General features: G+C 39.9%; 19 protein-coding genes. 17 read left to right on the forward strand and 2 right to left on the reverse strand.

Annotated features, from left to right (window positions below; translation table 11 throughout):
• The first annotated feature begins 1 nt into the window (after position 1).
• From BT797_RS16085 to tssM, 5 genes are read left to right on the forward strand one after another with little or no spacing between them, the layout of a single operon-like run.
• Positions 2–997, forward strand: coding sequence for a type VI secretion system-associated FHA domain protein (locus BT797_RS16085; RefSeq protein ID WP_045111079.1), 996 nt, complete (start codon positions 2–4; stop codon positions 995–997).
• Position 998: 1 nt separating this feature from the next.
• On the forward strand, positions 999–1472 hold the full coding sequence (gene tssJ / locus BT797_RS16090; RefSeq protein WP_045111078.1) for a type VI secretion system lipoprotein TssJ: 474 nt from the start codon (positions 999–1001) through the stop codon (positions 1470–1472).
• A 5-nt stretch (positions 1473–1477) separates the two neighbouring features.
• Positions 1478–2800 (forward strand): type VI secretion system baseplate subunit TssK, encoded by a 1323-nt coding sequence (gene tssK, locus BT797_RS16095; RefSeq protein ID WP_045111077.1) that lies wholly within the window; start codon positions 1478–1480, stop codon positions 2798–2800.
• Positions 2801–2811: 11 nt separating this feature from the next.
• Positions 2812–3951, forward strand: a complete 1140-nt coding sequence (gene icmH, locus BT797_RS16100) for a type IVB secretion system protein IcmH/DotU (RefSeq protein WP_075472759.1) — start codon at positions 2812–2814, stop codon at positions 3949–3951.
• Positions 3952–3959: 8 nt separating this feature from the next.
• Entirely contained in the window at positions 3960–7409 is a 3450-nt protein-coding gene (gene tssM, locus BT797_RS16105; protein WP_075472778.1) for a type VI secretion system membrane subunit TssM, read from the forward strand.
• A 72-nt stretch (positions 7410–7481) separates the two neighbouring features.
• On the opposite strand, the gene BT797_RS16110 is transcribed toward tssM, so the two are convergent.
• A complete protein-coding gene (locus BT797_RS16110) occupies positions 7482–8132 on the reverse strand; it encodes a protein kinase domain-containing protein (protein WP_082293720.1) in 651 nt (216 codons plus the stop codon).
• Positions 8133–8994: 862 nt separating this feature from the next.
• Between BT797_RS16110 and fdhD the strand changes: the two genes are divergently transcribed.
• From fdhD to BT797_RS16175, 12 genes are all read left to right on the forward strand, one after another.
• A complete protein-coding gene (fdhD, locus tag BT797_RS16115; protein WP_075472761.1) occupies positions 8995–10014 on the forward strand; it encodes a formate dehydrogenase accessory sulfurtransferase FdhD in 1020 nt (339 codons plus the stop codon).
• Positions 10004–12319, forward strand: a complete 2316-nt coding sequence (locus BT797_RS16120; protein ID WP_075472763.1) for an FdhF/YdeP family oxidoreductase — start codon at positions 10004–10006, stop codon at positions 12317–12319. Before fdhD ends, BT797_RS16120 begins: the two co-directional genes overlap by 11 nt.
• Before the next feature lie 158 nt (positions 12320–12477).
• Positions 12478–12828, forward strand: a complete 351-nt coding sequence (locus BT797_RS16125; RefSeq protein WP_045111073.1) for a hypothetical protein — start codon at positions 12478–12480, stop codon at positions 12826–12828.
• 226 nt (positions 12829–13054) lie between these two features.
• Positions 13055–14524 carry a PepSY-associated TM helix domain-containing protein gene (locus tag BT797_RS16130; protein WP_075472765.1) on the forward strand — a complete coding sequence of 490 codons (1470 nt, stop codon included), beginning with the start codon at positions 13055–13057 and terminating at the stop codon, positions 14522–14524.
• A gap of 485 nt (positions 14525–15009) precedes the next feature.
• A complete protein-coding gene (betI, locus tag BT797_RS16140) occupies positions 15010–15615 on the forward strand; it encodes a transcriptional regulator BetI (protein WP_075472769.1) in 606 nt (201 codons plus the stop codon).
• Positions 15606–17069 carry a betaine-aldehyde dehydrogenase gene (gene betB, locus BT797_RS16145; protein ID WP_075472771.1) on the forward strand — a complete coding sequence of 488 codons (1464 nt, stop codon included), beginning with the start codon at positions 15606–15608 and terminating at the stop codon, positions 17067–17069. Before betI ends, betB begins: the two co-directional genes overlap by 10 nt.
• 9 nt (positions 17070–17078) lie before the next feature.
• The gene (gene betA / locus BT797_RS16150) at positions 17079–18770 is read left to right on the forward strand and encodes a choline dehydrogenase (protein ID WP_075472773.1); all 1692 of its coding nucleotides are present in this window, start codon (positions 17079–17081) and stop codon (positions 18768–18770) included.
• 321 nt (positions 18771–19091) lie between these two features.
• Complete coding sequence (locus BT797_RS16155) at positions 19092–20309, forward strand: choline transporter (protein ID WP_045112607.1); 1218 nt, start codon at positions 19092–19094, stop codon at positions 20307–20309.
• A 171-nt stretch (positions 20310–20480) separates the two neighbouring features.
• Entirely contained in the window at positions 20481–20957 is a 477-nt protein-coding gene (locus tag BT797_RS16160; RefSeq protein ID WP_045111067.1) for a MarR family winged helix-turn-helix transcriptional regulator, read from the forward strand.
• A gap of 164 nt (positions 20958–21121) precedes the next feature.
• Entirely contained in the window at positions 21122–22126 is a 1005-nt protein-coding gene (locus tag BT797_RS16165) for an ABC transporter substrate-binding protein (protein WP_075472774.1), read from the forward strand.
• 109 nt (positions 22127–22235) lie between these two features.
• Positions 22236–23126 carry an ABC transporter permease gene (locus tag BT797_RS16170; protein WP_045111065.1) on the forward strand — a complete coding sequence of 297 codons (891 nt, stop codon included), beginning with the start codon at positions 22236–22238 and terminating at the stop codon, positions 23124–23126.
• A 1-nt stretch (position 23127) separates the two neighbouring features.
• A complete protein-coding gene (locus BT797_RS16175; protein WP_045111064.1) occupies positions 23128–24357 on the forward strand; it encodes a quaternary amine ABC transporter ATP-binding protein in 1230 nt (409 codons plus the stop codon).
• A gap of 78 nt (positions 24358–24435) precedes the next feature.
• Here the strand turns inward: BT797_RS16175 and BT797_RS16180 are convergent, their stop codons facing one another.
• Positions 24436–24624, reverse strand: a complete 189-nt coding sequence (locus tag BT797_RS16180) for a hypothetical protein (RefSeq protein ID WP_244534206.1) — start codon at positions 24622–24624, stop codon at positions 24436–24438.
• Positions 24625–24940 lie beyond the last annotated feature (316 nt).

The raw sequence follows: 24940 nt of genomic DNA on the forward strand, positions 1-24940 counted from the left end.
TATGCCATTATCACTTAGAATTATAAGCTCTCCCGATGGAGAACCTGTATCTGAATGGACCAAGGTTTTTCCTGAAGAAGGCGGTAATATAGGTCGTTCTTATGGTTCAACAATGCAATTGTCTGATGCATCAAGAGCAATTTCGGGCACTCATGTGATAATCAACCGAGGTAGTCGTGGTTATCAAGTAATGGATGTCAGTACTAATGGTTTATTTATTAATGGGAGTAACCAAGCACTTGGGAAAAATAATAGCGCTAGTTTAAATGATGGTGATGTGCTTGATTTAGGCCACTACCGTTTAATGGCTTCATGTTTTGTTCCTGAAAAGGCGATGATGAAGTCTTCGGTTAGTATTGAGTCATCCTTAGGTGAGTGGGGAGATGATCCCTTCGGAAGTGAAGAGGCTACTTTACTAAAACAAGATCGTTCGACTCCTAGTCACTGTCATGCGAGCTTATCATTTTCGGCATTATCAGATCCTACGATGCCAGAGGCCATTGTCGCGGATAGCGTTGAATGTGATCCGTTTATTGAAAGTGGGTCTGAAGTGACTCCAGCGTTAGAGCCTGCTCACATCAACCAATTCAATGATGAAAGCTTTGATGATGACCCATTTATTTCTGATAAAACAGAGCAACTTAATGCCGTATCAATAACGAGTCAAATGCGCTCGTCGAGACGACAAGGCTATATCGCACCACCCACTGGCATAGACCCGCAGCAAATTATCGAGATGCAAGCTAATCAGCAAGAGATAATGATAGAGGCAGTTGAAATGGCTTTTGGACGATTGATGGGGGAAATCGCGCCGACTAATCTTGAAGCGATGTTTAAGGATTTAACCCAGCCTAGCATCTTTAGTCGTAAACCTGATTATTGGGAAATGTATAAACGCTATTTCCAACGTCAACATGATAATCAAGATTGGCAACTGAAATTTAAAGCTTATTTTAGTGAAAGTTTACGTATTAAGCAGTCACTTGGAAACAAATGATATGACAAAAAAAATAAGCATGGTGTTCGCCATGTTGCTACTTAGCGGCTGTAGTTATTTGAAATTTTGGGATCGTTCGTCTTTATTGCAAGTTGTTGTCAATATTGAAGCGGCTGGTAACATTAACCCTAATGTTGATGGTTTAGCTTCGCCATTAGAAATTCGTATCTATCAATTACAAGATAGTGAGGCGTTTAATCAGGCTGGTTTTATTGATTTATATAACGATGATCAGGGTGTTTTAAAAGCTGATCTGCTGTCAAAGCGTAATTTAGACAGTGTGCTACCCAATGAGAAGCGCCAAATCGTACTGCCTTTGATTACCGGAACTCGGTTTGTTGCTGTGGTCGCTGCATTTGCTAATTATCGAGAAGCAAAAAATAAAGCAATTTTAACTGTACAGGCAGGAATACCTATCATTATTGATGCCCGAATTGATGGCATTAATGTCAGTATTACTGGTCAAGAGGACTAACCAAAATGGATGATAAAAAAGTAATTTGGTCAGAAGGCATGTTCCTTAGTCCGCAGCATTTTCAGCAGCAAGATCGCTACCTTGAAGGTTTTGTTAAAGGCTATAGTGAATTTATGAATCCGAATCGGTACGGATTAGCAGACTTAGAGTTTGATAAGCGGCTAAATAAGATCGGCAAGGTGGGAATAAAAAATGCGAAAGGTTTATTTCCTGATGGTACACCATTTGATATTCAAAATGGTTTAGCACTTGAAATTCCGCCCGGTACTCATGACAAACTTGTTTACCTCGCATTACCGATCTACCGTTCTGGAGTCGTTGATGTTGGTGACGAGCAGGATAAGCATCGCCGTTACCACCGTCTTGATCATAATATTTTTGATACTAGTCGTGATCAGAGTGAAGCTGTACAACTTGAGTTAGCAGGGCTTAACATCGAGTTGAAATTAGAAGGACATGATCTACAAGATTACACTTTGATTCCGATCGCGCATGTGTCAGAGCATAAATCAGATGGTGAAGTCGTTTTAAATAAAGCATTTATTCCGGTTTGCTTGTACTTTTCTGTATCTGATTATCTGCAAGATAATATCAATGATATTTATGCGCAGATGCAGTATCGGGCACGTAGTATTTCACAACGTTTACAAGTTGAATCTGCAAGTAAAAGTCATCAAGCCTTGATCCGTGATTACCTCTGGTTACAAGCGTTAGGGCGATGGTTACCAAGTGTTAAATCTTGGCTGGACATTGGCACGGTAGCACCACAAACCGTTTATTATGCTTGTTTAAATATGGTAGGTGAAATGCAAGGGTTAGAAGGTGAAATGCCACAGGAGTATGAGCGTTGGGAACCTAACCGATTATATGCAATTTTTTCAGATATGTTTTCAGATATTCGTATTTTACTGCGAGAAGTACAACTCGATAACTTGACAACCTTAGCGTGGGATTCAAGTTTATTTGAAAAACGTCGTCTTTTACGCACTCTGGTGCAAGACCGATCGCTGTTTAATGCAGGCAGATTTGTGTTGGTGGTTTCATCTTCACTAGGCGCTGTCAAACTTAGCGAGCAATTTCCATTGGTCAGTAAGTTGGCGGGAAATAGCACGATAGCAGATCTAGTGCGTAATGCACTATCTGGAGTCCCTTTACGCGCACTACCTGTACCACCATCAGAATTAAAAGCCCGCAGTGATGCCGCTTATTTTGAAATCGATACTCAGTCTACGTTGTGGCGTGAGTTAATTCAAAAAGACGAACCTATCGCATTGCATGTGGATACAAGTATGGGTGATGTTGGTATTGAATTTTTTGTGATTCGTTAGGAACTCAGTACATGACATCATTATTTAATGAACAAGAAACGATTTCGATTCGTCGTTCTGAATCTAACCGTAAGGCTAATAATGATAGCCCTACGGTATCGCTTGATTTAAGTGGCACTCAGAAATCAATCGAGAATTTAGCTATTTACGATAATCCATTGCTAAACGCAAGTAGCGAGTTATTGGCTTTATTAGTTAGCTTATCTCGGCAAGGTACCCCACGGGATATTGATGATTTTCGCCAGCAATTGTTAGATAGTATTGCTGATTTTAAACGTCGTGGATTATTTTTAGATTACCATCCAAACGTGATTGAGAAAAGTTGCTTTGTGCTTTGTACTGCATTTGATGAAACGATTTTATATACGGTATGGGGAGAACAATCTGGCTGGGAGAATAACTCACTCTTAAGTAAAGTGTTTAATCAACGAGATGGTGGGGAAGTTTTTTTCCATTTATTGGAACAGGCTCGTCGACAACCATCTAAACTGGTTGATTTTTTAGAGTTGCAGTATGTATTGATTATGTTGGGATTTTTAGGTAAATATCGACACTCGGATCGACGTAAGATCAATGAGCTAAAATCTGAACTTTACAGTGTTATACGTCATTATCGAGAAGATTCGGCGTTATCGGTACCTCAAGTTGATAACTTACCTGAAATTAAAACTCCCTGGTGTTTTCTTAGCAGTTCAAAGTTACTATTTATTGGTTTGCTTGTGGTTGTTGTTTCATACTTTTTTTCTGAATTTTGGTATGAAAGCCGCAGTGAGTCAACATTACTTGCTTTTAGCTCTTTGGATATGGATGGGTTTATTCATACTAACCAAAAGGATGAGCTGATCTATATCAGTACTGATGAGGATTTAGGATTAGTCGAAAAAGCTACAGAGCAACCAATAATGAAGGTGGCTGCTGAGTTAGAATGGGAAGTCGTATTAGCGAGTTTTACTGAGCTAAGTGATGCTGAACGGTTAGCAAAAGATCTTAAATCTGCGGGTTATACGGTCAAACTAAGAGATATAGCTGGTGGCGCAGAGTTGATAGTACCTAATCAAACAGATCTGGCGAAAGCGAAGTTACTTAAAAATGAACTTAATGTTCGCTTTGGGTTTAACGCAGCAGTACGTCGAAATAGGCAGTTACAATAATGAGAACTATGAAATTAAATAAACCATTACTTTTACTATCAGTAATTCTAATTGCTTGTGGTTGCGCTGCATGGTTATGGATACCGGCAGATTCTGAATCATACACTGTATTAAAGCCTGTTGTTACGTTAAGTTGTTTGCTTGCAGCAGCTGCCATCTTGGGGTTTTGTTATTGGTTAACCCCTAAAAATAAAGATCAACAACACGATCAAGAGGTTTTACTTAAGCAAGATATTAAAACAATTCAGCAGTTGTTTGTCGCAGCAGTAAAACAACTTCGCGGAGTGCGTGGTCATAAACTTAAGCATTTATATGAATTGCCTTGGTACATAGTGATTGGTGGCGAAAATGACGCAAAAAGTAGTTTATTACAACAAAATAACTTAGAACCAGTATTACACCGTTCTCAAGATGAAAGTGATACTGATCAATATGTACGTTTCTGGAGTAATGATAATGCGGTTATTATTGAAGTTGGTCACCGTTTATTTGATAGTGAAGGTATTGATGAAGCATTATGGCGAGTGCTTGCTAAGCAGTTATTAAAGTATCGCCCCCGTCAGGCCATTAATGGTGTCATTACCGTAATCGGCTGTGATCAATTTTTGCAATGTGACAAGAAAGCTCGTCGAACGTTAAGCCTAAATTTCCAAGATGCCATTCTTGAGCTAGGTGAACATACAGGATTATCACTTCCTGTGTACAGTATTTTTACCAAAGCAGATACAATTTCAGACTTCATGCCTTTTTTCTATAACTACTCAGGGTGTGATGTTGAAAATCCATTTGGTATTACTTTTTCATTGGATGATAACCATTATTTCAAGCTCAAAGAGTCAGAGCTCGCATGCCAAAATCTATTAAAGAATTTAGCGCTACAACAATTTCAATTATTACGTGAAGCACGTAGGGATGAAACTGATTCAATTATTGCACTGCCGTATCAATTAGGGATTTTCTTTGAACGTGCGAATGAATTACTAACTAATATTGGACGAGAAAACCGGGTTCGTCAGGCTGTTTGGTTACGTGGTATGTATTTGGTATCAACGGGTCAACGTGGTGCAAGCTATGATCTATTAACTCAATTAGTTGCTGAAAAGTCTGCGTTTAATGCAGATGCGATTCAACCACAATTTGAAGGCCGACAAACCTTATTTTCTAACCGTATTTTAAGTCATGTTTTGTTACCTGAAGCAAGTATTGTCGGGGTTAATAAACAGCGTCACTATGGCTATATTGCAGGGCGTAGTTTGTTAGTTTTGGGATTAGCCGGATTTATTACATTATTTGGCTTGCAACTACGTGATAACTGGAACCTGGATGAAGCGTTCCGAAGTCAGGCAACAACAGAATTGAGTTTATATCGTAATGATATTAATCGCCTAAAAGAAGGTAATAAAGGGCTTGCTGAGCTTGTTACTGTATTGAATGAATTGCGTAATGTGGCTCAAGAAGGAAAGAAACCGTTACCTTGGTATCAAAAAGTAAGTACCAAGCAAGGAGATACTGCAGCGCAAATCAATCAGGTTTATCAACAGCAATTACAATTATTTCTATTACCTCAGCTTGCAGATCTACTAAGTAGTGAATTATATGTTTACGTTAATTTAGGTAATCCAAGCAAGGTATTTGAATTACTGCGTTATTATCAGATGCTATTTGATCCACGTCGTTTAGCACAAAATGAAATGATTAACTATCTGATTGATACCTTGGATGATCAAGGTGATATATCTGCCGATAGTCTCAGTAACTTAAGTTTATTGATGGATGATTTGTTTGACAGTGATTATAGTCATGTGCTTAAACCAAATGACGAATTGATTTCGGTTGCGGTACAAAATTTAGAAGGCTTGTCATCCGAGCGGTTAATTTATGCACGTTTAAAAGCGTTGCCTGAATATCGAAATCGTGTTGATATTCGTCGGCAGTTAGGTGATAAATTTACCTCAATATTCAGTTTTAAACCTGGCTTTCATGGTTATCTTTTACCTGAACTTTATACAAAGCAAGGACACGCAAAGATTGATTTGTCAGTAAAATCATCTTTATTAAAGAAGCAACTCGATGAATTCAAATCTATTCAAGGTGATATGACCGGTGCTTCCGTAGCTGAGTTAGCTGAGTTGAGTAAGAAAGTACAGCGGCTTTACTATTCCGATTATGTGTATCAATGGGAAGAATTGATAAATAATATTGAAATTAAAGACTACGTTAGTATGGAAGATCTGGCTTATGCGATAAAGGTTGCTCGTGAACCCGCGAATAGTCCATTTATTGACGTACTTGAAGCCGTCGTTATTAATACCACTTTGGCTGCGGAAAATGATGCTGATACAAAAGGAAATACTAAAGTTGCAAGACAGTTAGGCCTGAAAAAATCAGCAAAAGTACTGAAGAAAGTCGATAAAATTAACCGTATTGCGGGTGATAAGTTAGTTCGTCTCCAACCCTCTTATGTAGTCAATGAGGCGTTTAGTCATTATGCTTCGTTTATGGTTAATCAAGGTAAGAGTGCACCAATTGATGAATTGCTTGATGGATTAGATAATTTAAATACTTATTTTGATAGTGCTTTGACAAGCAGTGAACCTGAAAAAGCTTTATATGAGAAAGCCAAAGCTCACGCTGCGGGTAGCCAAGATGCATTAGTCACTTTCCGCAGGGTCTCGAGCAAAGCACCGGGTCAAGTTGCTAGATGGATTAAAACACTCAATGAGCAGGCATGGAAACGTGTTATTAGTGGTGGTGTTGGTTATCTGGATAAGCAATGGCAAGAACAGATTTATTCATTTTATCAGCAAGCCATTGAAGGACGCTTTCCATTTTCTTTACAAGGGCGAGGTGAGGTTGCCATTGATGACTTTTCCAATATGTTTCAACCACAAGGACGACTGGATAAGTTTGTTTCTGATACCCTTAAACCATTTGCTTATTGGAGTAATGGCACGTTGAAACTGGCTGAGTTTGATGGTGAGAAATTACCTTTAAGTGCTGAAACACTGAAACAAATTAATCATGCAAAAGACATTAGAAAACTATTTTTTGGTCCAACCGGGCAAGAATTGGCTCTACAGCTACGGGTAAAAGCGAGCTCTATGAGCACATCCACGACCAAGTTTGATATCAGAGGAGCTGAAAGTTTATTTTCATATCGACATGGTCCTAGATTGTGGCAAAATATTGCTTGGCCGATAACGGGCAAAGAAGGTTATCTTTCTATTAATTTTTATAAAGGCGAAAACCGTATAGCCAGTCAATCCTATACTGGTCAATGGGCGTTATTTAGAATGTTATTTGATGGTAAGTCAAGTGCGACAGGCGATCGTCGAATTCGTCATCTGGTTTACCACCTTGATAACGAAGATATTGTCTTATCCTATACACTAAAAGACAGTAATGAAATTTTAACTAAAGGGTTATTCAGTCGTTTCTACCTACCTGCAACACTCTAGGCAACGATCGAATTAATAATTAAAGATGTTTGATGTGGATGTTCACATTAAGCATCTTGTATTATTTCTTGTTTAGTTGCATTTAGAATGAAGCCATCTAGTCCAATTCAGAAATTGATGTTTATCTCTGTTTGATAGTGAAGCATGATCAATTTGCTCCAACCATTGTTTTAATGCATACCAATCATCTTTAGCTTCTATTATTCCTATACCTTGCCGCTTAAGAACACTCGTAAAACCAGGTGTTAATTGCCACTCATCCAATATAGATAATGGTGTATTTGCTGGTTGAGCTGCACCAAAATCAATTAATGTTATTAATTGATACTTAGATAAATATAAAACATTGGATGGTTTAATATCACCATGTACCCAACCTGCTTGATGTACGCTCTGTATCGCTCGAACAAGTTGCGGTATGATGGCAATGAACAAACTGGATTGCTCTAGATTAAATGTTAATAAACTCCTCCCTTCGATGTACGGTAATACTAGTAATGTAGGAAAATGAGCAAGGGGTTGAATGGTATAGGGAGAAGTGCAGTCCATCATACAGTGCAATTCTCTTTGCAATTGTGCTTCTTGAGCTTGCTTCAGCACTACCTTGTTACCAGACTCATAATCGAGTGCTACAAATATGTGTGGTGCTAATTTTTCAAGTAAGATAAAGCGGTTGAGCAGTACCTTGCCTGGTATTAAGGGGTTCAGTTCTTTAATATTCATCTACTAGATTATTTTTAGGGAAGGTAAATAGCCTTACCGATATTATCAGATACCTTGTGCTATATGCCATTGCTTTTGTCTGTTATTTATCATAATGCCTGCTTGTTTAATACGATAAGCTACCGCTTTTAATAGGTTGCCACTAGTATTTCAACTTGTTAATAGTGTTTAGTTATATCTATTCCTCTTGTTTATCTATTTGGGTGCTGTTGCCGGCACCCATATTTACTCCTATTACACCACTGTTAAATTCAGCTCGTTTTACTTACCCCATTGGTGTTTTAGTGAGCCTACTTTATCTGTTGCTCACATTTAACCTGTAGCCCAGATAAAAGTTCTAACTCCCTCTCAATAAACCTAAAATACTTCATCCTTATATCTTCAGTAATATTTATTCTACGTCTTTTTTGTCAGGCTTTAATCTTAAAATACCTTTATATTTTTATGGTGAAGAGACCTAGGTCACATGAAAAAATAGAATGCATAGGCTTTGATTCGATTTAACTTAACTTTTAACTTAAGAAGCTAGTTAAAAATTATACCCATTATATCAAATCGAGATAATGGGTATTTATTGATAGTCCCGCAAACGTCACGACTCGAATCTTCTTAGACCACCATCACAGAATGACTTAATGTTTAAATTTGATATGCATCGAGAATGTTTGATGAGCCCTTTATGCATCTTATATTGAGCTAGCTGATAAGTTTTTCTTATCAAATGAAAGAATTTTCCCGTTATGTTTATTGCTCTGTAAAAGGTAGTGTAAAGCACTTATTTAACGAATGTTAAAGCTCACCGTAAAAATGCTTGTGGAGCATCCTCCGTTTTTAACATCAATCTATTAAGTGAGGCATGCCCATGGCTGAACAGAAAATAAATCCAGAAGACTATTCGTTAGTTGATAGAGAGTCAGCCTTTAATGCTGCTCATCAACGAAATGGCAGTCGAAATAACCATGCTAATAGTCAGCAAATGCATCAATCAAGCTTGCTAACTATTGGTGTTGTGGCATGTTCTATACGACAGATAAATGGTACAGAAGTCAGCTTGTCAATTGACTCCGTGATTATCGAAGAGCCTTTAGAGATACACCTCATTTATAGCGACTGTGCGGGCAAACAGAAAGAGCGTGTTTACCTAGTGGCGATGCGTACACCGGGTGACGATCTTAATCTGGTTACAGGCCTGTTGTTAGCAGAGGGTATTATCAACAACGCTAGCGACATTGTTTGTATCAATGAGCACTTTGATTCAGATGAAATGAACCAAAATGAAATACATCTACGTTTATCATCAGATGTTGTTGTGGATTGGGCATTAATCAATCGAGATACTACATCCTTCTCCAGTTGTGGAGTGTGTGGGAAATCCTCAATACAGTCTTTAGAGCTACGCGATATTCCCGATTTAGATTCGACCGAAGGGTGGTTGTCGGGCCTTATTATTCCTCATTTCAGCGACTCATTACGTCAGTATCAATCGATGTTTAACCAAACTGGCGGGGTGCATGGATGCGCCTTATTCGATGCTAAGGGGACTTTATTACTGAGCTGTGAAGATGTAGGACGTCACAATGCATTAGATAAATTGATGGGGGTATTAGCAAGACGCCCAGAACTTGATCCACAAAAGAAAATTGTATTTCTAAGTGGCCGTATTAGTTTCGAGTTGGTTCAAAAAGTACTTGTTTCTGGTATTTCGGTACTGATAGCAGTAGGCGCGCCATCCAACCTCGCGATCAACATGGCGAAACGCTTTAATTTAACACTGATTGGCTTTAGTCGTAATGGTGGGTTTAACGTCTACCATGGTGCTTTTCGTTTAAACCTACTTAATGACTATAGAAAGTCTGATACAGAGAATCAACATGACAATTAAAAAATATGAAGGGTCTGCTGGTGGCTGGGGAGCCTTATTAAGTACGACCAAACATCTGGTGAAAAGCGAAAATGTGTCACGAAATATTCGAAACTTACTCAAAACAAACCAAGATAAAGGATTCGATTGTCCGGGTTGTGCATGGGGTGAGTCAAAAGAACAAACTCGGTTTCGATTTTGTGAAAATGGTGCTAAAGCCGTTAATTGGGAAGCCACAAGCCGACGTGTTACACCAGAATTTTTTGCAAAACATCCGGTCAGTTGGTTAACCCAGCAAAGTGATTATTTTTTAGAATCGCAAGGGCGGCTTAGCCATCCTGTTCAGTATAATCGTGCAACGGGTTGCTATGACGCGGTTAGTTGGCAGCAGGCATTTACACTGATCGCGAAGCACTTAAATGCACTTGAAAACCCTGATCAGGCAGAGTTTTATACATCGGGTAGAGCGAGTAATGAAGCGGCTTTTTTGTATCAACTTTTTGTGCGTAAATTTGGTACCAATAACTTTCCTGATTGTTCCAATATGTGCCATGAAGCAAGTGGTGTCGGCTTGAAGCAGGCTATTGGTATCGGTAAAGGTACGGTAACACTGGAAGACTTTGAGCATGCTGATGCTGTTTTTGTGTTTGGCCAAAACCCTGGCACAAACCATCCACGCATGCTAGATACATTAAGGCAGGCATCGCGTCGCGGGGCGGCTGTTGTTACTTTTAATACCTTAAAAGAAAGAGGGTTAGAGCGTTTTACTAACCCACAATCAGTGAAAGAAATGCTGACTGATAGTTCGACACAAATTAGTCAGTGTTATTTCACACCTAAGCTTGGCGGAGACATGGCTGTGGTACGCGGTATGGTTAAAGCGCTTGGTGTGATTGATAGCGCCGAATTGGCCGCTGGACGAGCCTCTATATTTGATCATGCATTTATTGTTGAACATACTCAAGGACTCGATGAATACTTAACCGCCGTTGAAGCAACGTCATGGCATGAAATTACCGATCAGGCTGGGTTATTGCAATCTGAAATAGAGCAAGCTGCTCGCATTTATCGTCAATCTAAGCGGGTGATTATCACGTGGGCGATGGGGATCACTCAGCATAAGCATTCGGTGAAAACCATCCAAGAAATTGCCAATTTACAGCTATTGTTTGGGCAGTTAGGGCAACAAGGTGCGGGATTGTGTCCAGTGCGTGGGCATAGTAATGTACAGGGCGATCGTACGATGGGCATTGATGAAAAGCCCAGTGCTGCGTTCATCAAAAGCATATCGGATGAATTTGATTTTAAAGCCCCTTCAGAACCTGGACATAATACGGTTGAAGCGATTAAAGCGATGCTTGCAGGGGAGAGTAAAATATTTATTGGCTTAGGGGGCAACTTTGCTGCTGCAACGCCAGACACTGCGTTAACGCAACAAGCGCTATCCAACTGTAGCTTGACGGTTAATATCGCGACAAAATTAAACCGTACGCATCTTGTGCCGGGTAAAGACTCGCTCATATTACCTTGCTTAGGGCGCACTGATATTGATATGCAAACATTTGGGCCACAAAGAATCACCGTTGAGGACTCGTTTAGTATGGTGCATGCTTCTGCGGGCGTGGTGGCAGGTGATATTGGTGAAATGCGATCTGAGCCTGCTATTATTGCGGGTATTGCAGAAGCAACGTTGGGCAAGCAGCCCATTGATTGGGGTTGGGTCATTGAAGACTATGCTCGGATCCGAGATTTGATTGAAAAAACGATTCCTGGTTTTAGCGACTTTAATCGCAAGATAAAACAGCCTGGTGGTTTTTATCTTGGTAACAGTGCTGCGCAGCGACAGTGGCAAACAGCGTCGAAAAAAGCACAATTTATGCAGCATGATCTGCCTGTTCATTTACTACCAGCAAACTTACGAGAACTTAGTAACAATCCTGTACTCGTATTACAAACCATGCGTTCACATGATCAATACAATACCACTATTTATGGTTTTAATGATCGCTACCGCGGTATATCCGGTGAACGTAAAGTCCTTTTTATTAACGAGAATGACATCGCTGCATTAAAGATGGAGAATAACCAATTAGTCGATATTGAATCGCTGTGGCCGGATGGTATTGAACGTAAAGTGTTTGGTTTTAAGCTAGTGGCTTATGACATTCCAGAAGGTAATATTGCGGCTTACTTCCCTGAAACCAATCCATTAGTATCTCTCGATGGGAAAGGGGATTTGAGTGACACGCCAATTTCGAAAGCGATACCTGTTGTGCTATCCGCGACGGTATTAAAGGGTGATAAAATAGAAACTGTTACTGCTTAATCCTGTCTTCACAGTATTAAACGGCTGATTAGTTAGCCGTTCGATAGTTATCTTTTTAGACCTTAGGGTGATAAGTGTCTAAACGTTAACCATATGTTACTAATTTTGCGATGTGTTATGGATTTGTGTACACTCCGTACAAATCTATAGAGTATCGTATGAAACACAGTTCTTATTTTAAAAAATTAATGTTGCTTGCTAGCCTGCTTAGTTGGGTTTTAGTCACGCTTATGCCTGTGATTAACGCCAATAATAGCGTTGGTGTATGGGCGACGTTGTGTACCGTTAATGGACTGGAACTGGTTCAGATCGAAGAAGGTAAACCCCAAATCCATGAGGGAAAACCTTGCCCATTCAGCCATTATTCTTCTTTTCATGATCTTGAGTTATTACCCGTGCCTGTATTGGCTCGTCTTAGTGTTTCAGTTCAAGAGCATTATTCATTTTTAGCGCATAACGTGCGTTATCAATGGCAAACTCCTCGCGCACCGCCAGCAGTCCTTTCGTAACTTAAATTATCATTGTACTACCCACTGTAATAGTCACAGTAATAGTACACAGAAATCACGTTATCAATATTCCGCTAAACTTTTTCGTTTAATCGGGGATTGATGACGAAAAAATTTAGCTATACCAATTGCATTAAATAATGGTCATCTATTTATTGTGATTGGTATTAATATGGATGACCTTCGTTAGCTCGATAGGGATTTTGTAGAAAGGAAAATACAAAGAATGTCGAAAATTAATCAGCCTGTAAATAACACTTCGTCTAACCGCGAGGAACTTGCACGCTCAAAATCACGTTACTTCTTAACTTGGCGTTGGCATTTTTATGCTGGGCTATTTGTGATCCCGTTTATGTTAATGCTGAGCTTAACGGGTTTAGTTATGTTATTTGATGACGAAATTGAATTTAGTCGTTATCAATCAATGCTAGAAGTAACACCAGAGGCTTCGACTCTAACTATTTCACGACAAATGGAAAATGTACTTTCTGCCTACCCTAATGCAATGGTAACTCAGTTTATACCAGCTAAAAGTAGTGATCTTGCGAACCGTTTCTCAATTAAGCTTGAATCAGGTCAGACGCTGTTTGTTACAGTTAACCCTTATAACGGAGAGGTTCTAGGTACGATAGATCGCAGTGATAGCTGGTATGAATTAGCGAATGATATACACGGCACCTTATTACTGGGTGATTGGGGTGATTACCTTATTGAAATTGCAGCAAGTCTAGGTGTGATCTTATTAGTGACGGGCGTTTATCTGTGGTTGCCACGGGACAAGGCCAGTAAGGCTGGTTTTCTTAAAATAAGAATGACAAGTGGACCACGTATTCTTATGCGCGACCTACACGCAAATATTGGTGGGTTATTATCGTTTGTATTGTTATTTTTCTTTATTTCAGGTCTTGCATGGGCAAGCATCTGGGGTGGGAAGTTTGTGCAAGCATGGAGTAGCTTCCCTGCTGAAAAATGGAATGATGTACCTTTGTCTACACAAAATCACGCGTCAATGAATCATGGCAGTGAAGAAGAGATGCCGTGGAACTTAGAGCAAACACTGATGCCTGAATCACATGATCATACAGCGATGTTAGCAGCAGGAACTGGCGCTATGCTGCATGATACAAAGGTGGCTAATGAGATGTACATAGAGGCTAAATTTGGTGTCGATCAAATATTAGCGCAAGCGAAAATACTTGGATTTACCCAGTTTAAGCTTAACTTTCCTCGAAGTGAGATTGGGGTTTATACGCTAGCAGCAAATACCATGAGCGGGGATATTACTGACCCTAGATTAGATAGAACAACACATATAGACCAGTATTCAGGTCGGATTTTAGCAGATGTAACGTGGAACGAATACAACCCAATGGCCAAGTTCATGGCTGCAGGTATCGCATTACATCAAGGTGATGTTAGCGTGGTGAATAAAATCGTTAATGTTTTCTTTTGTCTTGCATTTATCTTCATTGCGATATCTGGTGCTGTAATGTGGTGGATCCGTCGTCCTGCTGAGAAGAAAGCTCTCGGTGCGCCCCCACGATTTGAACATGCGGGTGTTTGGAAAGTGGGTTTAATCACTATCGTTGTATTATCGTTTATGTTACCAATGGCTGGTGGCACTATTGCCTTAGTATTATTTGTTGATTGGCTTGTGTTTAGTCGCGTAAATAAATTAAAATTGGCGTTGAATTAGTTTTTTAACGCTAGAGTTATACAGATTAAAATAAATAAAAAGCCTGTTTGAAAGCAGGCTTATCTTGTTTTAATTTCTCAACGTTATATTTCCACAGTTCAATCGCTAAGCGGTATAAAGCATGTTCCCTCTCTAAATAAAATTGACCTATCAATATCGGTGTTAGTTCTTTGTTGCAATTCATTCTAATACTTACATTTCTAATGATTATGGCTGAAACTATTAATTTATTTACGACTATTTTACTGCTAATCAACCGAAAATTAACGCCTTATCAATACTCTTTTAAAACAGTTGTTTAACCTTGTTCGTATCGCTGGTTTATGTATGAATTATTTTATTGTAATTATGCGACTGACAAATATAGGGGTTGATAGTTACAGCTCTAACTATTATAGTTGTTGTTAATTGAACGTTCAATTAACAACTTTTAACAACAGTTAAGCATTGAATTATCAACAACCAAACATGGATAGTTACTTTTTATGCCCAGACCAGCAATGAAAACGGTAAGGCAACAGCAGCTGATTGACGCGACGTTAATCTCTGTTGAACGCCACGGTTTACATCACACAACAATCAATACCATTAGTGGTCTAGCTGGACTGTCATCTGGCCTTATTAGCCATTATTTTGGTGGAAAGCAAGGTCTCATTGAAGCAACTCTAAAATATTTACTCGATGAACTAAAACAAGCGTTATTAAGCCGTATTTTAGGTAAAAACTTATCCGCAGAAGCACGCTTATCGATGATCGTAGAGTCTAATTTTACTGAATTTCAACGCTCAACAGCAGCAACTAAAACCTGGTTAAGTTTTTGGTCCCAAGCAGTCCACGATCCTGGGCTAGCCAGATTGCAACACGTCAATTGCCAACGTTTGTATAGCAACCTCGCATTTTCATTTAAACAATTAATGCCAGAGAATGTCGCGATTCATTCTGCGAAACAAACTGCAGCGATGATTGATGGTTTTTGGTTGCGTAGTGCCTTGAGTCGTTGTCCTGAAAAAGAATTCGAACAAGCCCAAATTTTATGTAAAGCCTTTATCGAGGCTGTGATAATGCAGCACGGAGAAAATAAATGTCGTTAGTTACTTATAAAAATTATGTCCACGGACAGCCTCTCTCGAATGACTCAGGTGAAACCTTTGAAGTCATTAATCCGGCTAACGGAGAAGTAAGTTATTTAGTTGAAGTTGCTGATGCGAGTATTCAGCAAGCGACAATTGAAAGTGCAAAAGCTGGTTTCGCTACCTGGTCTAAAATGACGCCAATGGAGCGTAACCGTATTTTATTAAAAGCAGTTGCTTTGTTACGTGAACGTAATGACGAACTTGCTGTTATCGAAGTTCAAGACACAGGTAAGCCTTGGCAAGAAGCTTCAGTTGTTGATGTTGTAACTGGTGCAGATTCAATTGAATTTTTTGCCGGTATAGCGCCTAGTATTGAAGGTAATCAACAACAGGTCGGTGATGATTTTTATTATACCCGCCGTGAACCATTAGGTATTTGTGCAGGTATTGGTGCTTGGAATTACCCGCTACAGATTGCATGTTGGAAATCAGCACCTGCGCTTGCTTGCGGTAATGTCATGATCTTTAAACCATCAGAAGAGACACCACGCGGCGCAATCAAGTTAGCTGAAATATTTACCGAAGCGGGTGTACCAGATGGCGTATTTAACGTTGTTCAAGGCGATGGTCGTGTTGGAGCTTGGTTAACAACACATGACGAGATTGCTAAAGTATCGTTTACTGGTGAAGTCGGAACAGGCAAAAAAGTGATGGCTGCTGCAGCGGGCTCACTGAAAGAAGTCACAATGGAATTAGGTGGTAAATCACCGCTAATCATCTTTGATGACGCTGACATTGATAATGCCGTATCAGCAGCAATGCTGGCGAATTTTTATACCCAAGGTGAAGTGTGTACGAACGGTACGCGTGTATTTGTGCAAGACGCCATTTACCCACGCTTTATCGAGAAACTGCGTGAGCGTACTGAAAACAACATCATCTGTGGCGACCCGATGGATCCAGAGACTAACTTTGGTGCGTTGATCTCGAAAGAGCATCAAGACAAGGTTCTGGATTTTATTGAAATAGGTAAATCAGAAGGTGCTGAACTACTTACTGGTGGTCATGCATTACAACCTAAGAATGCGCCGAATGGTTACTTTGTTGCGCCAACCATTTTCACCCAATGTACCGATGAGATGACATTAAGCAAAGAAGAAATCTTTGGTCCTGTTATGTCGGTATTAACCTTCACTGATGAAGATGAAGTAGTTCGCCGCGCTAATGATACTCGCTTAGGTTTAGCGGCTGGTGTATTCACTCAGGACATTACCCGTGCTCACCGTGTTATTCATCAAATAGAAGCTGGTATCTGTTGGATTAATGCGTATGGCGCGTCACCTGCAGAAATGCCTGTCGGCGGCTATAAGATGTCTGGTATTGGCCGTGAAAACGGTAGCGAAACTTTAAAAGCGTACACTCAGATTAAAGCTGTGTATGTTGGTATGCAACCACTTGAAAGTCCATTTTAGGGAGCTGACATGACTAAACCAAAAGGCCTATATGATTACATTATTGTTGGCGCTGGTAGTGCGGGTTGTGTATTAGCCAATCGCTTATCAGCAGATCCTGCTAACAAGGTACTGTTATTAGAAACGGGTGGCAGTGATAAGAGTATTTTTATTCAAATGCCGACTGCATTATCTATTCCAATGAATAGTGCGAAATATGCGTGGCAGTTTGAAACTCAAGCTGAACCTTATTTGGATAATCGCCGTATGCATTGCCCTCGCGGTAAGGTATTAGGCGGTTCATCTTCTATTAACGGTATGGTCTACGTACGTGGCCATGCTCGCGATTTTGATGAGTGGCAGCAAAGTGGGGCAAAAAATTGGAATTACGCTAATTGCTTACCTTACTTTAAAAAGGCTGAAAGCTGGGCGTTTGGCGGCGATGACTATCGTGGTGACACTGGTCCCCTTGCTGTGAATAACGGCAACAACATGAAAAACCCTTTGTACAAAGCCTTTGTTGATGCCGGTATTGATGCGGGTTACATGGCAACCAATGACTACAATGGTAAGCAGCAAGAGGGTTTTGGCCCTATGCACATGACCATTAAGAATGGTGTGCGTTGGTCGACTGCTAATGCGTACTTAAAACCTGCGATGCACCGGAGTAATTTAACAGTTATTACTCATGCTTTGGTACACAAGGTATTGTTTGAAGGTAAACAAGCTGTTGGATTAGAGTTTGAGCGCAAAGGTAAGCTAACGAGACTGCATTGTAATAAAGAGGTCATCCTTTCTGCTGGCTCGATTGGTTCTCCACATATCCTGCAACTATCGGGTATCGGTAAAGCAAGCACGCTAGCTGAAGCCGGTATTGACCAAGTGCATGAATTGCCGGGAGTGGGAGAGAACTTACAAGATCATCTTGAGTTTTATTTCCAATTCAAGTGTCTTAAACCTATTTCACTTAATGGCAAACTTGATCCATTAAATAAGTTGTTCATTGGTGCGCGTTGGTTCTTTGACAAGTCAGGTTTAGGCGCAACAAATCACTTTGAATCTTGTGGTTTTATTCGTTCAAAGCCTGGATTAGAGTGGCCTGATTTACAATATCACTTTTTACCTGCTGCAATGCGTTACGACGGTAAAGAAGCGTTTGCTGGGCATGGTTTTCAGGTGCATGTGGGTCACAACAAACCGAAGAGCCGAGGCTTTGTAAAAGTTGTCTCTAAGGATGCACATGTTGCGCCGCATATTCAGTTTAACTATCTTTCTCATGCCGAGGATATTGAAGGTTTTCGGGCTTGTGTACGCTTAACACGTGAAATCATTAGTCAACCAGCGTTGGATGAATTCCGTGGTGAAGAAATTCAACCGGGAACCAATATTCAAACGGACGAAGAGATCGATAGTTTTGTGAGAAGTGCGGTAGAAAGTGCTTATCATCCTTCTTGTTCGTGCAAGATGGGCGAAGATCCAATGGCCGTTGTTGATTCAGAAACAAGGGTACACGGTGTTGAAGGGCTAAGGGTTGTTGATTCATCTATTTTCCCGACAATCCCTAATGGTAACCTTAACTCTCCGACTATCATGTTGGCAGAGCGCGCAGCTGACCTAATTTTGGGTAATATACCGCTTGAGGCTGACGCGAGCAGTGTAACCGTGGCGCCTGAATGGCAGAACACACAACGATTACAGGCGCCAAAACGCGAGTCTGTATAACGATACTACGCTTAATAACGTTTTAACGGTTAATAGACCTAGTGTGCAGTGAAAGCAGCGCATTAGGTATCTAGGTATCTGACCAGCCTAAGCCACTCTGGCTGAATGGTCTTTTAATGCCAAACTCAATTCATCAGGATTTAAATATCGGCAATTCGATATTTAAGGTTTGAGGGTGTATGCAATTTTAATTTTTATTACAGTCTTAATACTTTATTACAGACTTTATTAGATTACACACTTAAACGTTGGGCTAGGCTATTTAAAACATAAGAAGGATTAAACTTATGTTTTATATAAAATTTACATGGAGTTTAAATGATGACTACTTGGCTTAGCATCGGTATTATATTTACCTTTGTTGCAATTGCATTTGTAATTTTTCGTTGGGGGAATGTGCGCTGTGTAGGTGTTACGCCTGTGCGTACATTTACCTTTATCGCGATTCTATTTACTTCCGGTCTGGACGTGGGACTTATCATGTTTCCGCTTACCGAGTTTGCTGGTTATGCAAACCTTGCGGCAAGCCCTGAATATAGCTTTAGTAATCCTTTAGCGATTGAATTTGGTTTCTGGGCATTTCTTATCTGGGCATTTTACTTTTTAACTTGTTTCTATTTTTGTGTCATTGAACCAAGAGTTAAATTCTTTGAGATCCCATTAATTAAATTCATCAATAACCTTATTATTATAGGTACTTGTGCCTTTACTGCTTACTTATTGCTGACTAATCTACCTTGGTATTTACCTGAATTAGGTGATGGCGAAACGATAGTGAGTAGTTTCTATCTCATTGTTTTTGTCGTCATTGCTGCGGCAGTTTACTCAAGTACTAGTATTCGTTATGTACGTATATTGAGTTTAGCGAGCACCTGGTTATTTTTAGGTCTGATCGTCGTGATGTGGGCTGGCGCGTTCTTATCTGAAGAATCAAGTGTAAGTGAATTTACAACAACCTTTGCGTTGATTGGCGATTACTTTGGTAATATTCATCACTTTGTTTTACCAATGAATGATTACCATGAATTTTACTTATTCTGGTGGTTTTCTTGGAGCATCATGATCGGTCAATTCACTTCCCGTTTTGTTGGTGGTATGAAAACTTATCAAGTATTGATTGCAATGATGGTCTTCCCGTCTATTCCAATCGCAGTATGGTTCTCAGTACTTTACTACTACAGCGTGAATGAGATTGCGACAACAGGCTTCTATAACCTCGCGATGATATTAGTGGGCATCACCTTTGTAATTAACTCGCTGGATTCATTAGTGCGACTTTATACTGATAATTTAAACTTAACTGTAGAGCGTTTTGGTAAGGCTAAATATATTATTGGTAATGTTGTATTAATGAGTGGGTTGACGTTATTGTTCAAACTGGACTTCTTACAAATTCAGTGGGTTGGCGCATTAGCAATCGCATTGATTATCGGTTGTTTCGGTTATATTCTTGCGAAGAAATACAAGCAGGTTGCAGCGATTGAACGTTCACCTGAAGAAAATGAAATTGACTTTAATAAAATTGAGTTAGCGAACTAACATTCTTTCCACGCTCGTTTTAATGCGTTAATTAGTTCGATAGTGGTTAGGAATACAACAAAAGCAAAATAACGTATAGGCGTTATTTTGCTTTTTTTACATTTGCAGCATGAGTCTGGTGCACATTTCTGTTATTGTTTCGCAAAATGAGGGGCGAATTATGGAAGGGTTATGGAAAAGTATGAAGAATTATTAGTATCATTGCGTCAAGTGATCAGAGCCATTGATATACATTCTCGTCAGCTGAATAAACAGTCTGGTTTAACTGGTCCTCAACTCATGGTGATGCAAAATATTGCCATGCTTGATGCACCACTGGCGAAAGACATAGCGAAAGAGATCGCCTTAAGTGCTGCGACAGTCACGACGATTATTGACAGACTTGAGAGTCGGGCATTGGTGATTAGGACGCGAAGTGAAACCGATAAACGTAAAGTGCATCTGTCGCTGAGTGTATCAGGTAAATTATTACTGAGTAGTTCACCCAAGCCGCTTCAAGACCATTTCATCAAGCGTTATCAAAATCTTGAAGAGTGGGAACAAAGTCAGCTATTGTCAGCTGTCGAACGCATTGCTTCAATGATGGATGCAGAAAAACTAGATGCTGCGCCAGTATTATTTGTTGGTCAAATTCAGGCGGAAGAATAACTCATTTACTTAACTGATTTTATAACGTTTTTATCTTTTATTAGTATTAATTACCGTAAGATGTTTTAGTCATGTTTACGGTTTTTAGTACTTATCTAAGCTTTTAGTCGCGATTTCCTGTAGTATTGTTGGTACTTCATTACAATAATAAGGATATTATTCATATGCGGAAGATTTTCGCTACCTCACTACTTCTTGCTTGTTCATCTCTTTCTACCTTCGCTAATGCAAATGAATGCGGCAGTGTTACCATTGCTGACATGAGCTGGAATTCAGCCACAATCATCGCTAATATTGATCGCTTTATTTTAGAGCATGGGTTTGGGTGTGATGCTGAACTCGTACCTGGTGATACAATGGCAACCGGTACGGCTATGATCGAAAAAGGTCAGCCTGATATTGCGCCTGAATTTTGGAGTAATGCCATGAAATCAGCCCTTGATAAAGGTGTTGAAGAAGGGCGAATTCGTTATGCTGGTGCCACCCTAACAGATGGCGGTGAAGAAGGATTTTGGATTCCTGCTTATATGGTCGAAAAAGACCCGAGTTTAGCAACTATTGCAGGCATTAAAGCCAACGCGAAACTATTTAAGCACCCTGAAGATCCGGATAAATCTGCATTTATGATTTGTCCATCAGGTTGGAACTGTCAAATTACAACAACGAATCTATACGAGGCTTTGGATCTTGCCGATGACGGGTTCGATTTAATTGATCCGGGTTCTGGTGCTGGCTTATCTGGCTCTATTGCCAAAGCCTATGAGCGTAAAGAAGCTTGGTTTGGTTATTATTGGGCGCCGACAGCTGTATTGGGTAAATACGATATGGTTAAGGTTGATTTTGGTTCAGGTATCGATGAAAAACATTTTAAAGAGTGTATTACTCAAGAAGATTGTTTAGAACCTAAAGTGACTATGTTTCCACCTTCTGCTGTAGATACTGTCGTGACTGAAAAGTTTGCGGCAAGAGCACCTGAAGCACTGGCTTACCTTACAGCCCGCTCATTCAAGAATGCTCAGATGAATGAATTACTTGCTTGGATGGAAGATGAGCAAGCTGATGGTGAATACAGTGTTGAGTACTTCTTAACAAACTATGAAGATACTTGGTCACAGTGGGTTGATTCAGCTACTGCGAAGAAAATCAAGAAAGCAGTCTCAGAACTATAGCCTTTCACTATACCCAAACCACTTCAGTTGGCTTATTGTGCGCCTTGAAGTAGCTTGGGTATATATAACCCGACTTATTCGGGTTTTTTTATTTTAGGAAATAAATAATATGTCAGACAGTTCATGGCTTTCGGAAATACCGCAGCTAGATCGTCGCCAATTACTTGATATTAGGAAAACATTGGACGGCGCTTATCGTAGTTTTTCGCGTGAATACGGTGATAGTATTGAAGCGTTTTTTGATCCCTTACTTAGTTTTCTTATTTGGTTTGAAAAATTGTTACTTGGCAGCCCTTGGTGGCTAGTTATAGCCGTGTTAGCTGTTTTTGCTTATATTGCTAGCCGTTCTTGGAAATTAACCTTAGGTGTCGTTTTAGCCTTCTTCCTCATCGGATTCTTTGGGATGTGGGACAATACCATGCGAACCATGAGTATTATTCTTGTCTCTACCTCACTCGCGGTGCTTATTGGTATTCCTATCGGGATCTCGATGGCTCGTTCTGATCGTGTACAATCCGTTGTAACACCTATTTTAGACATAATGCAAACCATGCCCGCCTTTGTGTATTTGATCCCCGTGGTGATGCTATTAGGTATCGGTAAAATTCCGGGGGTTATTGCCGTTATTATTTACGCTGTACCGCCTGTTATTCGTTTAACGAACTTAGGTATCCGTCTTGTAGACAAAGAAGTACTAGAGGCGGCAACGGCTTATGGTGCTAGTCCTATGCAACGTTTGTTTGGTGTGCAGTTACCATTGGCAATGCCTAATATTATGGCTGGTATTAATCAGACTATTATGATGGCACTCGCTATGGTTGTGATTGCTTCTATGATTGGTGTAAAAGGTTTAGGTCAACCGGTATTAAAGGCAATCACCAACCAATACTTCACACTTGGTTTATTGAACGGCTTAGCCATTGTTGTACTCGCTATTATTTTTGATCGGATTTCGCAAAGTTACGCAAAACGTACGCTACAAAATTTGGGAGGGCACTAAGATGAGTTTAAATGAGAATAAAAGCCCGTTAATTCGTATTAAAAATTTATATAAAATTTTTGGTAAAAATGAAAAGAAGGTACTTGAGCTAGTCAAAGCAGGTAAATCAAAAGATGCTATTTTAGCGGAAACGGGTCATACCGTTGGTTTGTCGGATATTAACCTGGATATTTATCCGGGAGAAATATTTGTAATCATGGGCTTATCTGGTTCGGGTAAATCTACCTTGATCCGTCACTTTAATCGCTTAATTGAACCTACAGCCGGTGAAATCGAAATTGCGGGTAGTGATGTCATGCAATTGAAGAGCAAAGACCTGCAAGATTTTCGTCGTAATAAAATGTCGATGGTATTCCAACGTTTTGGGTTAATGCCACATCGCACTGTGTTAGACAATATTGGTTATGGCTTGCAAGTGCAGGGCGTCAAGAAAGCGGAACGAAAGAAAAGTGCAACGCAATGGTTGGAAACTGTGGGTTTGGACGGTTATGCCAATCAATATCCAAGGCAGTTGTCCGGTGGTCAGCAGCAACGTGTCGGTTTAGCGCGGGCATTGTGTACCGATGCCGATATTCTGTTAATGGATGAAGCATTTTCAGCATTGGATCCTTTGATCCGCAGTGAAATGCAGGACCAGCTGATTGAACTACAGGAAAAGCTACATAAAACCATCGTCTTTATTACCCATGATCTCGATGAAGCACTACGATTAGGTGATCGCATTGCTATTTTGCGTGATGGGGTATTAGTACAACAAGGCTCACCTGTTGATATCTTACTTAACCCGATTGATGATTATGTTGAAGCCTTCGTCAAAGATGTAAATCGCGCGCGTGCATTGACGGTGGAAACTGTAATGCAACCGCAAATCTTCCGCATTTCGGCCGAGACAATCGGTGAAGCTGTATTGCAAATGCGCAAATCAAAGCAAGATTATGGTTATGTTGTTAACGAGAATGGCTATCAAGGGGTGATCACACAAGATACCTTAGATAATGTTGAAAAAAGAGATTACAGTAATGTCCTTGATGCGTCTTTATTGGACGCAGTGCCAGGCGTGCAAAGTGATGCGTTACTGGAAACTGTGATCCCTGAAATGCTGGATAATCAATTACCACTGCCGGTGTTAAATGTGGATGGTGATGTTGAGGGGCATTTGTGTCGTTCTACACTTGCCGAAGTATTAAGTGATCAACCGAGTGTGGAAAAGGATAAATTGCCTGACGCTTAATGTGCTCACGCTAATTATCGTATTTAAGTGAGTTTTATTAAATAAAACCTGCTCTAGCAAGCAGGTTTTCAACATCTATTAGGTGATAACGAATTGTTTTGCTTGTCTTGCTTCGACGATATATCTTCTTTTTAATTTTTTAGCCATATCAGGTGTTAGATCTGAATGAAGTAGCTCTAACGTGCTTTGGCCTTTGCTTTTTAGGTAAGCTGCAACTAATGGTCGCGTTGGGTCTGCGTGATTCTTAGCCCATTCATAGCTTTTCACTGCATTTGCTGGTGGTGTTTTTTCGATGCGATATAAACGCTACCATCAGGAAAAGATACACGGTAAATATTGATCATTTTGTTCTCACTTTCATCTTAGTCATCAAAATACTAAATTTTATAGCCATAGTATGACAGCTTTTTGAGTGTTAAACAGAATTAACCGATCTTGGAGGCATAACTGACGTAATATTAAACGTTGATGGTAGGAATTATTAAAACACTTTACTGTCAAAAAATTGATAATCTCGGGGGGGGGGGGGGATTATCAATTCGTGTCGGGGTTAACAATAAAGCCCTGTGCAAAGTCGAAATAA

Source organism: Moritella viscosa, from assembly GCF_900120065.1.
In the GTDB taxonomy this organism is placed as follows: Bacteria; Pseudomonadota; Gammaproteobacteria; order Enterobacterales; family Moritellaceae; genus Moritella; species Moritella viscosa.